Origin of the sequence: Pseudomonas sp. J380, from assembly GCF_009827115.1 — a bacterium.
Lineage (GTDB): Bacteria > Pseudomonadota > Gammaproteobacteria > Pseudomonadales > Pseudomonadaceae > Aquipseudomonas > Aquipseudomonas paracarnis.
Window position 1 is genome coordinate 443,535 of sequence record NZ_CP043060.1, and the last position, 12,007, is coordinate 455,541.

At 59.1% G+C, this 12,007-nt stretch carries 11 protein-coding genes; 7 read left to right on the forward strand and 4 right to left on the reverse strand.

All coding sequences use genetic code 11. The features are described from left to right. Nucleotides 1-201: 201 nt before the first annotated feature. A complete protein-coding gene (icd, locus tag FXO12_RS02235; protein WP_160049513.1) occupies nucleotides 202-1,458 on the forward strand; it encodes an NADP-dependent isocitrate dehydrogenase in 1,257 nt (418 codons plus the stop codon). Between the two features lie 63 nt (nucleotides 1,459-1,521). Here the strand turns inward: icd and cspD are convergent, their stop codons facing one another. Then, on the reverse strand, nucleotides 1,522-1,806 hold the full coding sequence (gene cspD, locus FXO12_RS02240) for a cold shock domain-containing protein CspD (RefSeq protein ID WP_054899045.1): 285 nt from the start codon (nucleotides 1,804-1,806) through the stop codon (nucleotides 1,522-1,524). 225 nt (nucleotides 1,807-2,031) lie between these two features. On the opposite strand from cspD, the gene clpS reads away from it, so the two are divergent. Next, nucleotides 2,032-2,400, forward strand: a complete 369-nt coding sequence (clpS, locus tag FXO12_RS02245) for an ATP-dependent Clp protease adapter ClpS (RefSeq protein ID WP_005789091.1) — start codon at nucleotides 2,032-2,034, stop codon at nucleotides 2,398-2,400. Between the two features lie 29 nt (nucleotides 2,401-2,429). Next, nucleotides 2,430-4,700, forward strand: a complete 2,271-nt coding sequence (gene clpA / locus FXO12_RS02250; RefSeq protein WP_003192090.1) for an ATP-dependent Clp protease ATP-binding subunit ClpA — start codon at nucleotides 2,430-2,432, stop codon at nucleotides 4,698-4,700. Between the two features lie 244 nt (nucleotides 4,701-4,944). Here the strand turns inward: clpA and infA are convergent, their stop codons facing one another. From infA to aat, 3 genes are all read right to left on the reverse strand, one after another. Further along, on the reverse strand, nucleotides 4,945-5,163 hold the full coding sequence (gene infA / locus FXO12_RS02255; protein ID WP_002553999.1) for a translation initiation factor IF-1: 219 nt from the start codon (nucleotides 5,161-5,163) through the stop codon (nucleotides 4,945-4,947). A gap of 100 nt (nucleotides 5,164-5,263) precedes the next feature. Then, nucleotides 5,264-5,971, reverse strand: a complete 708-nt coding sequence (locus FXO12_RS02260) for an arginyltransferase (RefSeq protein WP_003192088.1) — start codon at nucleotides 5,969-5,971, stop codon at nucleotides 5,264-5,266. A gap of 56 nt (nucleotides 5,972-6,027) precedes the next feature. Continuing rightward, the gene (gene aat, locus FXO12_RS02265) at nucleotides 6,028-6,708 is read right to left on the reverse strand and encodes a leucyl/phenylalanyl-tRNA--protein transferase (RefSeq protein ID WP_034127879.1); all 681 of its coding nucleotides are present in this window, start codon (nucleotides 6,706-6,708) and stop codon (nucleotides 6,028-6,030) included. Nucleotides 6,709-7,184: 476 nt separating this feature from the next. Between aat and ftsK the strand changes: the two genes are divergently transcribed. From ftsK to crcB, 4 genes are read left to right on the forward strand one after another with little or no spacing between them, the layout of a single operon-like run. Next, nucleotides 7,185-9,593 carry a DNA translocase FtsK gene (ftsK, locus tag FXO12_RS02270; protein WP_032896677.1) on the forward strand — a complete coding sequence of 803 codons (2,409 nt, stop codon included), beginning with the start codon at nucleotides 7,185-7,187 and terminating at the stop codon, nucleotides 9,591-9,593. Between the two features lie 54 nt (nucleotides 9,594-9,647). Continuing rightward, the gene (gene lolA / locus FXO12_RS02275) at nucleotides 9,648-10,271 is read left to right on the forward strand and encodes an outer membrane lipoprotein chaperone LolA (RefSeq protein WP_003174700.1); all 624 of its coding nucleotides are present in this window, start codon (nucleotides 9,648-9,650) and stop codon (nucleotides 10,269-10,271) included. A 27-nt stretch (nucleotides 10,272-10,298) separates the two neighbouring features. Further along, nucleotides 10,299-11,624: a replication-associated recombination protein A gene (locus FXO12_RS02280; protein ID WP_034127878.1), complete on the forward strand. Its 1,326-nt coding sequence runs from the start codon at nucleotides 10,299-10,301 to the stop codon at nucleotides 11,622-11,624. After that, on the forward strand, nucleotides 11,621-11,995 hold the full coding sequence (gene crcB, locus FXO12_RS02285) for a fluoride efflux transporter CrcB (RefSeq protein ID WP_003192080.1): 375 nt from the start codon (nucleotides 11,621-11,623) through the stop codon (nucleotides 11,993-11,995). The genes FXO12_RS02280 and crcB overlap by 4 nt, the downstream gene beginning before the upstream one ends. Nucleotides 11,996-12,007 lie beyond the last annotated feature (12 nt).

A 12,007-nucleotide genomic window follows, 5' to 3' on the forward strand; every position in this document is an offset into this window, starting at 1 on the left:
TCGTCCATTGGTCTAAAGGTCGCAGGTGCGTGGGGTGGTGAGATGTGCTCAAGATTGGCGCTTTTCCCTTTGCTTTCAGGCTTGTAGGCCACCAAATGTGCTGTTTTCGATGCAAATGAGCATGGCGTGAGGTTTCAGTCGCCATTTATCTGGAGTAGGCTCGAACGCAGCCAGATGTTCAATCCATAGATGGAGTTCAGCATGGGATACAAGAAGATTCAGGTTCCGGCAGTCGGCGACAAAATCACCGTCAATGCAGACCATTCTCTCAATGTTCCTGACCAACCGATCATCCCCTACATCGAAGGAGACGGTATTGGCGTCGACATCAGCCCGGTGATGATCAAGGTGGTCGATGCCGCTGTTGAAAAGGCTTACGACGGCAAGCGCAAAATCTCCTGGATGGAGGTGTACGCTGGTGAAAAGGCCACTCAAGTCTACGACCAGGACACCTGGCTGCCCCAGGAAACCCTGGATGCGGTCAAGGATTACGTGGTGTCCATCAAGGGCCCGCTGACAACGCCGGTCGGTGGCGGTATCCGTTCGCTGAACGTGGCGCTGCGCCAGCAGCTCGACCTGTATGTGTGCCTGCGCCCGGTGCGCTGGTTCGAAGGCGTGCCCAGCCCGGTGAAAAAGCCAGGCGACGTGGACATGACCATCTTCCGTGAGAACTCCGAGGATATTTACGCGGGCATCGAGTGGAAGGCCGGTTCGCCGGAAGCGATCAAGGTGATCAAGTTCCTCAAGGAAGAAATGGGCGTTACCAAGATCCGTTTCGACCAGGATTGCGGGATTGGCGTCAAGCCGGTCTCCAAAGAGGGTACCAAGCGCCTGGCGCGCAAGGCCCTGCAATATGTGGTGGATAACGACCGCGACTCGCTGACCATCGTGCACAAAGGCAACATCATGAAGTTCACCGAGGGTGCCTTCAAGGAGTGGGCCTATGAGGTGGCGGCGGAAGAGTTCGGTGCGACCTTGCTCGATGGCGGGCCGTGGATGCAGTTCAAGAACCCCAAGACCGGCAAGAATGTGGTGGTCAAAGATGCTATTGCCGACGCCATGCTCCAGCAGATCCTGCTGCGCCCGGCCGAATATGACGTGATCGCGACCCTCAATCTCAATGGCGATTACCTGTCCGACGCCCTGGCGGCTGAAGTGGGCGGTATTGGTATTGCGCCGGGAGCCAACCTGTCGGACACCGTGGCAATGTTTGAAGCCACCCACGGCACTGCGCCTAAATATGCGGGCAAGGATCAGGTCAACCCTGGTTCATTGATCCTGTCGGCAGAAATGATGCTGCGGCATATGGGTTGGGTCGAGGCGGCGGATCTGATCATCAAGGGCACCAATGGCGCGATTTCGGCCAAGACCGTGACCTATGACTTCGAGCGTCTGATGGATGGCGCTACGTTGGTGTCGTCGTCGGGCTTTGGTGACGCGTTGATCAAGCATATGTAAACAGGTAGATAAAACCGGCCGCCCTGATGATTCGGGGCGGCCGGTTTGCTTTCAGTGCTTTGTTCAGAAGCTGGTCAGGCCTGCTTGCTTTTCTTGTCTTGATTTGTGACCGTGCGCCGCGCCGTTTTCTACAGCAGGCGTGGTGGTGATGCCTTTGATATTCACCGCGTGCAAGCCCTTTGGGCCCTGGGTAATGTCAAAGGATACCGGTTGACCCGCCTTCAGCGTTTTGTACCCATCCGCCTGGATCGCTGAGAAATGCGCAAAAAGGTCTTCTTGCTTGCCGTCTTCATTAATGAAGCCGTAACCCTTGGCATTGTTGAACCACTTGACCTTACCACTAGCCATTCCCTTATCCCTCTGCACCAGACTCCATCACTGGAGTATCATCCTGTCTATCCGTCCTAACCCGAATAAATAAGGTTGACTGCGCGGACCTTTTTTACCCACTGTGGGCTCTATTTGTTGTAACACCGTTTCGCCGATAGTCAAGGTGACCCAAGGGTCAGAGTTGAAATTCTGACAGGCCGCCCCCACCACTGTAATTGAACCACTGACGAACCTTTCTTTCCCATGCATGCAAACAGCCAGATTCGACTAACATTCAATCAGGATCGCCCGGATCAGGAACATGACGACGACGGTTCTGCAGGCATTGCTGTCCAGGAGGCCAAGCCTGCTTTACAGGCGCCGCCGATGTACAAGGTGGTTTTGTTCAATGATGACTACACACCGATGGATTTCGTCGTCGAAGTGCTCGAGGTGTTTTTTAACCTGAACCGCGAGTTGGCGACCAAGGTAATGCTGGCCGTTCACACAGAAGGACGGGCAGTATGTGGAGTGTTTACCCGCGACATCGCCGAGACAAAGGCCATGCAGGTCAACCAGTACGCCAGGGAAAGCCAGCATCCGCTACTCTGTGAAATCGAGAAGGACGGTTAACGCCGACCACTTGGGTATGAGGTGAAGCTATGTTAAACCGCGAGCTCGAAGTCACCCTCAATCTTGCCTTCAAGGAGGCTCGTTCGAAGCGTCATGAATTCATGACCGTCGAACACCTGCTGCTGGCACTTTTGGATAACGAAGCTGCCGCCACCGTTCTACGTGCGTGCGGCGCCAACCTCGACAAGCTCAAGCACGACCTGCAGGAGTTTATCGACTCCACCACGCCACTGATCCCCGTGCATGACGAGGACCGCGAAACCCAGCCAACCCTGGGGTTCCAGCGGGTATTGCAGCGTGCTGTGTTCCACGTACAGAGCTCCGGTAAGCGTGAAGTCACGGGCGCGAACGTGCTTGTGGCAATTTTCAGCGAACAGGAAAGCCAGGCCGTGTTCCTGCTCAAGCAGCAGAGCGTTGCCCGTATTGATGTAGTCAATTACATCGCCCACGGTATCTCTAAAGTGCCTGGGCACGGCGATCATTCCGAGGGTGAGCAGGATATGCAGGACGAGGAGGGCGGTGAGTCTTCTTCTTCGAGCAATCCGCTGGATGCCTATGCCAGCAACCTCAATGAAATGGCGCGCCAGGGGCGGATCGATCCGCTGGTGGGGCGTGAGCATGAGGTTGAGCGTGTAGCGCAGATCCTTGCGCGTCGTCGCAAGAACAACCCGTTGCTGGTGGGCGAGGCGGGCGTGGGTAAGACCGCGATTGCCGAAGGCCTGGCCAAGCGCATTGTCGACAACCAGGTGCCAGACCTGCTGGCCAGCAGTGTCGTCTATTCCCTTGACCTGGGCGCGTTGCTCGCCGGGACCAAGTACCGTGGCGATTTCGAGAAACGCTTCAAGGCGTTGCTCGGTGAGTTGAAAAAGCGTCCACAGGCCATCCTGTTCATCGACGAGATCCATACCATCATTGGCGCCGGTGCAGCCTCCGGTGGGGTGATGGACGCTTCCAACCTGCTCAAGCCACTGCTGTCCTCGGGTGATATCCGTTGTATTGGTTCGACCACGTTCCAGGAATTCCGCGGCATCTTCGAAAAAGACCGTGCCCTGGCGCGTCGCTTCCAGAAAGTCGACGTGTCCGAGCCGTCGGTTGAAGACACCATCGGTATCCTGCGCGGGCTCAAGGGGCGTTTTGAAGCGCACCATGGCATCGAATACACCGATGAGGCCTTGCGTGCGGCGGCTGAGCTGGCGTCGCGATACATCAATGACCGGCATATGCCTGACAAGGCCATCGATGTGATCGACGAAGCGGGTGCCTACCAGCGCCTGCAGCCGGTCGAGAAGCGCGTGAAGCGCATCGACGTGCCTCAAGTCGAGGACATCGTGGCCAAGATCGCGCGGATTCCGCCAAAACACGTCACCAGCTCCGACAAGGAGTTGCTGCGTAACCTGGAGCGCGACCTCAAGCTCACTGTGTTTGGCCAGGATGCGGCCATCGACTCGCTGTCCACGGCGATCAAGTTGTCGCGTGCTGGCCTCAAGTCGCCGGACAAGCCAGTCGGTTCGTTCCTGTTCGCAGGCCCGACCGGCGTCGGCAAGACCGAGGCGGCTCGCCAGCTGGCCAAGGCCATGGGCATCGAACTGGTCCGTTTCGACATGTCCGAGTACATGGAGCGCCACACTGTGTCGCGCTTGATCGGTGCGCCTCCGGGCTATGTCGGCTTCGACCAGGGCGGCCTGTTGACCGAGGCGATCACCAAGCAGCCACATTGCGTATTGCTGCTCGATGAAATCGAAAAGGCTCACCCGGAAGTCTTCAACCTGCTATTGCAGGTCATGGACCACGGGACCCTGACCGATAACAACGGGCGCAAGGCGGACTTCCGCAACGTGATCGTGATCATGACCACCAACGCTGGTGCCGAAACCGCGGCGCGGGCTTCGATCGGCTTTACGCATCAGGATCACTCCTCCGATGCCATGGAAGTGATCAAGAAGAGCTTCACGCCGGAGTTCCGCAACCGCCTGGACACCATTATCCAGTTTGGTCGCCTCAGCCATGAGGTCATCAAAAGCGTGGTGGACAAGTTCCTCACCGAGCTTCAAGCGCAGTTGGAAGACAAGCGCGTGCAGCTGGATGTGACGGAAGCGGCCCGCAGTTGGATCGCAGAGGGCGGCTACGATGCGGCAATGGGCGCACGCCCAATGGCGCGTCTGATCCAGGACAAGATCAAGCGGCCACTGGCCGAAGAGATCCTGTTCGGCGAACTTTCCGACCATGGTGGGGTGGTACACATCGACCTGAAGGACGGCGAGCTGACCTTCGAGTTCGAGACCACGGCTGAAATGGCCTGATCGTTAGCTGCAACATTGCAAAAGGCGCCGAAAGGCGCCTTTTTGCTGCCTGAAATACGATTACGAGACAATGACGGTCAACTGTGGGAGCTGGCTTGCCTGCGATGACGGTCCTTCAGTCGCACATCGTTAACTGGCCCACCGCTATCGCAGGCAAGCCAGCTCCCACAGGGTCAAGTGGCGACTGTTAAATCCTGCGCACACAAAAACGCCCGGCATAACCGGGCGTTTTGTATTGACTTGCTTAGCGAGCGCGGTAAGTGATGCGCCCTTTGCTCAAGTCATAGGGCGTCAGCTCGACGCGCACTTTGTCACCGGTAAGAATACGAATGTAGTTCTTGCGCATCTTGCCGGAGATATGCGCGGTTACGACGTGCCCATTTTCCAACTCCACACGAAACATGGTGTTGGGCAGGGTGTCGACGACAGTGCCTTCCATTTCGAAGCTGTCTTCTTTCGACATGCAGTAAAGCCCTCGGTATCCAGTGAATGGCCCGGTGCAACTGCGCCAGGCAAAAGCGGCGTGCATTGTGCCCGAAAAAGGGTGTTCAAGCCAAGGGGTTCTAGTTAAGCGTGACCCATCTTTGATTAATCAGCAGCTCAATGGGCCTATATTGGGTCTTGTAGTTCATCTTTTTGCAGTTCTTGATCCAGTATCCGAGGTACACCGCTTCCAGCTCCAGGCGCAGCGCTTCGCCTATTTGCCAGAGGATGGCGAAGCGCCCGAGGCTGCGGCGTTCTTCGGTCGGTTCATAGAAGGTGTACACCGCTGAGAGGCCGTTGGGCAGTAGGTCGGTCACCGCTACGGCCAGCAGGCGGCCGTCGAGGCGGAACTCGTAGAAGCGCGAAAAAGGCAAGTCACGCACCAGGAATGTGGAAAACTGGTCGCGGCTGGGCGGATACATATCGCCGTCGGCATGACGCTGCTCGATATAGCGTTGGTAGAGATCGAAATATTCTTCGCTGTATTGGGGTTTGGTGGCGTGTACTGTCAGGTCAGCGTTGCGCTTGAGAATGCGTTTCTGATTACGGTCGGGCGAAAACTGCGCAACCGGGATACGCGCAGGCACGCACGCGTTGCAGTTCTGGCAATGGGGGCGATACAGGTGATCGCCGCTGCGCCGGAAGCCCATCTCGGACAGGTCGGCATACACATGCACGTCCATGGGCTGGCTGGGATCGAGGAACAGCGTGGTGGCCTGCTCGTCGGGCAGATAGCTGCATGAGTGGGCTTGAGTGGCATAGAACTTCAAGCGCGCCAGCTCGGTCATGATCAACCCTCGGGATAAGCTTTGAAATAAGTGTAAGCCACGTGCGCGAAAGTCGCCTAGGAAACCCACGGCCCAGCGTTGGGTTGGTCCAGATGTTTATGCAGGAAGTCAGCGAAGACGCTGCGGGGTATGCCGCGGGCACCCAGGCTGTGCAGGTGATCGTTGGGCATCTGGCAATCGATCAGCACAAATCCCCAGGCTTGCAGTTGCCGGGTCAACGTGGCGAAGCCGAATTTGGAGGCGTTGTCGGCGCGGCTGAACATGGACTCGCCAAAAAACAACTGGCCCATCGCGAGGCCATACAGGCCACCTACCAGTTCGCCCTGGTCCCAGACCTCGACGGAATGCGCATAGCCGCGTTGGTGCAGCTCCAGATAAGCCTTCTGGATACCTTCGGTGATCCAGGTGCCATCGGCGTAGGCACGGGGCGCGGCGCAGGCTTGGATGACGGCGGCGAAATCCTGGTCGAAGGTCACGGTATAGCGCTGCTGGCGCAATAATTTGCCCAGGCTACGGGAAACATGCAGCTCGTCGGGGAAAATCACCGTGCGCGGGTCTGGCGACCACCAGAGGATAGGCTGGCCTTCGGAGAACCAGGGGAAGCAGCCATGGCGGTAGGCCTGGATCAGTCGTTCGGCCGACAGGTCGCCACCGGCGGCGAGCAGGCCGTTGGGTTCGCGCATGGCCTTGGCCAAGGGAGGGAACGTCAGGGTGTCGCGTTGTAACCAGGTCAGCATGGCATCCAGGCTTAGGGAAGGGGAGGGGAGTGGCAGGTCATGCACCTGCACCGCAAGCGTTGATTATTGACGACCCTGCGCCATGGGGCCAGCCCGAATAGGCGATTGACGAGGATTAGCATGAACGGGTGTTTCTGCAACTCTGTACACAGGGTGTGGTCGTAATCGGGTCTGGCGCATGCCGGCCATTTGCCAAGCTTGCCTGGATTGCTAAATACAGCTCATAAGCCTTTGTCAGCAAAGGCAATGCATGCTCAAATTGTCCGTGCAGTCAGGTGAAGGGCAAGTGTGTGGCATCGCGCACGCAAACCCGTACAATGCGGCCATTGTGGCGTTATCGCCATTTCACCTATCCGTCACCGGGTGTTAAAAGTAGATTCAGCAACATTCGTTCATTTTTCAACTGCTCCGGATAGAGCAGTCGTGTGTAGTCATTCAACAGATGGACGCGCTAAAGGCGCAGGAATAGACCCGTTTTGAAGAAATCCGCCGCAGCACCTAAAGCAGCAGTCGTACCGGCCTGGCGCCAGCACCTGCATTACCGACTCAAGGAAGGCGCACTGATTGCCATCGGTGCGCTGTGCCTGTTCCTGATGATGGCCTTGCTGACCTATGGCAAGGACGATCCGGGCTGGAGCCATAACAGCAAGATCGATGACGTGCAGAATTTCGGCGGCCCTGTAGGTTCCTACAGCGCCGATATCCTCTTCATGATCCTGGGTTACTTTGCCTACATTTTCCCGCTGTTGCTGGCGATCAAGACCTGGCAGATCTTCCGCCAGCGTCACGAGCCGTGGCAGTGGAGCGGCTGGCTGTTCTCCTGGCGCCTGATCGGCCTGGTGTTCCTGGTGCTGTCGGGCGCTGCGCTGGCGCATATCCACTTCCATGCCCCGACCGGTCTGCCGGCGGGCGCGGGCGGGGCCCTGGGTGAAAGCCTTGGCGACCTGGCGCGCAGGACCCTGAATATCCAGGGCAGCACCCTGATGTTCATCGCGCTGTTCCTGTTCGGCCTCACGGTATTCACCGACCTGTCATGGTTCAAGGTGATGGACGTGACCGGCAAGATCACCCTCGACCTGTTCGAATTGTTCCAGGGCGCCGCCAACCGCTGGTGGGCCGCCCGTGTCGAGCGCAAGCAAATGGTGGCGCAGCTGCGTGAGGTCGACACCCGTGTCAACGAGGTGGTGGCCCCAAGCACGCCGGATCGGCGCGAGCAAGCCAAGGTCAAGGAGCGCTTGATCGAGCGCGAGCAGGCCCTGAGCAAGCACATGTCGGACCGTGAAAAGCAGGTGCCGCCCGTGATCGCCCCGGCACCGCCCAAGGCGCCGGAGCCCAGCCATCGCGTGCAAAAAGAGAAGCAGGCACCGCTGTTCATCGACAGCGCCGTCGAAGGCACCTTGCCGCCGATCTCGATTCTGGACCCGGCCGAAAAGAAACAACTCAACTATTCCCCCGAATCCCTGGCGGCCGTCGGCCACCTGCTGGAAATCAAGCTCAAGGAATTCGGCGTCGAAGTGTCGGTGGACTCGATCCATCCGGGCCCGGTGATCACCCGTTACGAAATCCAACCGGCCGCCGGGGTAAAAGTCAGCCGCATTTCCAACCTGGCCAAAGACTTGGCACGTTCCCTGGCCGTGACCAGCGTGCGCGTGGTGGAAGTGATCCCGGGCAAGACCACCGTGGGTATCGAGATTCCCAACGAAGACCGCCAGATCGTGCGCTTCTCCGAAGTGCTGTCGACGCCGGAATACGACAACTTCAAATCGCCGGTCACCCTGGCGCTCGGCCATGACATCGGCGGCAAGCCGGTGATTACCGACCTGGCGAAAATGCCGCACCTGCTGGTAGCCGGTACCACTGGTTCCGGTAAGTCGGTGGGTGTGAACGCCATGATCCTGTCGATCCTGTTCAAGTCCGGGCCGGATGACGCCAAGCTGATCATGATCGACCCGAAGATGCTGGAACTGTCGATCTACGAAGGCATCCCGCACCTGCTGTGCCCGGTGGTCACCGACATGAAGGACGCCGCCAACGCCCTGCGCTGGAGCGTTGCCGAGATGGAGCGCCGCTACAAGCTGATGGCGAAGATGGGCGTGCGGAACCTGTCGGGCTTCAATGCCAAGGTCAAGGAAGCCCAGGACGCCGGCACACCGCTGACTGACCCGCTGTACAAGCGCGAAAGCATTCACGATGAAGCACCACTGCTGACCAAGCTGCCGACCATCGTGGTGGTGGTCGATGAATTTGCCGACATGATGATGATCGTCGGCAAGAAGGTTGAAGAGCTGATCGCCCGTATCGCCCAGAAGGCGCGGGCGGCGGGTATCCACTTGATCCTCGCGACACAGCGGCCGTCGGTGGACGTGATCACCGGCCTGATCAAGGCCAACATTCCGACGCGCATGGCGTTCCAGGTCTCCAGCAAGATCGACTCGCGCACCATCATTGACCAGGGTGGCGCCGAGCAACTGCTGGGCCACGGTGACATGCTCTACATGCCGCCGGGCACCAGCCTGCCGATTCGCGTTCACGGCGCCTTTGTTTCCGATGACGAAGTCCACCGTGTGGTCGAAGCCTGGAAACTGCGCGGCGCGCCCGAGTACAACGACGACATCCTCAACGGCGTCGAAGAAGCCGGCAGCGGCTTTGAAAATGGCGGCGGTGGCGGTGATGACGATGCCGAGACCGACGCTTTGTATGACGAAGCCGTGGCCTTCGTACTGGAAAGCCGCCGTGCCTCGATCTCCGCGGTGCAGCGCAAGCTGAAAATCGGCTACAACCGTGCCGCCCGCATGATCGAAGCCATGGAAATGGCCGGCGTCGTGACCGCAATGAACACCAATGGCTCGCGTGAAGTCATCGCCCCCGGGCAGATGCGCGACTGATTCCGCGCCGCGTGGCAACACGCGGCGTGCCCTGACTACTCAATGAGGACTCCCATGCGCTTTATCCGCATGCTGTTGTTGCCAGCCTTGGCCCTGACCGCTGTTTCGGCTCACGCTGACCCGGCTTCCGTCGCCAGCCTGAAGAACCTGTTGGACAAATCCCAGACCCTCACCGCGCGCTTCTCCCAGCTGACCCTGGATGCCGGCGGCACCCAGTTGCAGGAAACAGCCGGTGAAATGGCCGTGCAGCGCCCAGGGCTGTTCTACTGGCATACCGAAGGCAAGGCGGAGCAGACCATCGTTTCCGACGGCCAGAAAGTCACGCTGTGGGACCCGGACCTGGAACAGGCGACCATCAAGAAGCTCGATCCGCGCCTGAACCAGACCCCGGCACTGCTGCTGTCGGGTGATGTGTCGAAAATCAACGACAGCTTCGACATCACCTCCAAGCAGACCAGCAACGTCATCGAGTTCACCCTCAAGCCAAAATCCAAGGACACGTTGTTTGACACGCTGTCCCTGTCGTTCGGCAACGGCGTGATCAACAACATGCGCCTGGTCGACAGCGTCGGCCAGCGCACCGATATCCTGTTCTCCGGGGTCAAGGCCAACCAGCCGGTGCCCGCGTCCAAGTTCAAGTTCGACATCCCCAAGGGTGCCGACGTGATCCAGGAATAAACTGCCCAGAGGTTTCAAACGCTGCCCATGGATCTGTTTCGAAGTGACCCGATTGCCCAGCCGTTGGCCGCGCGCTTGCGTTCGACCAACCTGGATGAGTACGTCGGTCAGGAACACCTGCTCGCTCGGGGCAAGCCCTTGCGCGAAGCCCTGGAGCAGGGTGCGCTGCATTCGATGATTTTCTGGGGGCCGCCGGGCGTGGGCAAGACCACCCTGGCGCGGTTGCTGGCGAAGGTCTCGGATGCGCACTTTGAAACGGTCTCGGCGGTGCTCGCCGGGGTCAAGGAGATCCGCCAGGCGGTGGAAGTCGCCAAGCAGCAGGCCGGGCAATACGGCAAGCGCACTATCCTGTTCGTCGACGAAGTGCATCGCTTCAACAAGTCGCAGCAGGATGCGTTCCTGCCTTATGTCGAGGACGGTACGCTGATCTTTATCGGCGCCACCACCGAAAACCCTTCCTTTGAATTGAACAACGCCTTGTTGTCACGGGCGCGGGTCTATGTGCTCAAGAGCCTGGATGAAGCGGCGATGCGAAAGCTGCTGCACCGAGCCTTGAGCGAAGACAAGGGGCTGGGCAAGCGCCAGCTGAGCCTCAGCGATGAAGGTTTCAAGATTTTGCTGACCGCCGCCGATGGCGACGGGCGCCGCTTTCTCAACTTGCTGGAGAATGCTTCCGACCTGGCCGAAGACGGCGGCGAGATTGGCGTCGACCTGTTGCAAAGCTTGCTCGGTGACACACGCCGGCGTTTCGACAAGGGCGGCGAAGCCTTCTACGACCAGATTTCCGCGCTGCACAAATCCGTACGCGGTTCCAACCCTGATGGCGCGCTGTATTGGTTTGCGCGCATGATCGATGGCGGTTGCGACCCGCTGTACCTGGCGCGTCGTGTGGTGCGCATGGCCAGCGAAGACATCGGCAATGCCGACCCGCGGGCCCTGAGCCTGTGCCTGGCCGCCTGGGAGGTGCAGGAGCGCCTCGGCAGTCCGGAAGGCGAGTTGGCGGTCGCCCAGGCCATCACTTACCTGGCCTGCGCGCCCAAAAGCAACGCAGTGTACATGGGCTTCAAGTCGGCCCTGCGTGCGGCCGCCGAGCATGGTTCCCTCGAAGTGCCGCTGCACCTGCGCAACGCGCCGACCAAGCTGATGAAGCAGCTGGGGTATGGCGACGAATACCGTTATGCCCACGATGAGCCGGACGCCTACGCGGCCGGCGAAGACTACTTCCCCGATGAGCTGGAGCCGCAGCCGTTCTACCAGCCAGTGCCCCGTGGCCTGGAGCTGAAGATCGGTGAGAAGCTCAACCACCTGGCCACCCTCGACCGTCTGAGCCCCAGGCAGCGGAGAAAAACATGATTCCTTTAGTGGTCGCCGTCTCGGCGGGAGGTATCGCCGGTACACTGCTGCGCTTCGCCACCGGCAATTGGATCAACGCCAATTGGCCGAAACACTTCTATACGGCGACGCTCGCCGTTAATATCGTGGGCTGCCTGTTGATCGGCGTGTTATACGGCCTGTTTTTGTTACGCCCGGAAGTGCCTGTCGAGGTACGTGCCGGCCTGATGGTTGGCTTTCTTGGCGGCCTGACGACTTTTTCATCCTTTTCACTGGATACCGTGCGCCTGCTGGAAAGCGGGCAAGTGCCGCTGGCGATTGGCTATGCGGCCATCAGCGTATTCGGCGGGCTGCTCGCCACCTGGGCTGGCCTGTCCTTGACCAAACTTTGATAACGAGAGACC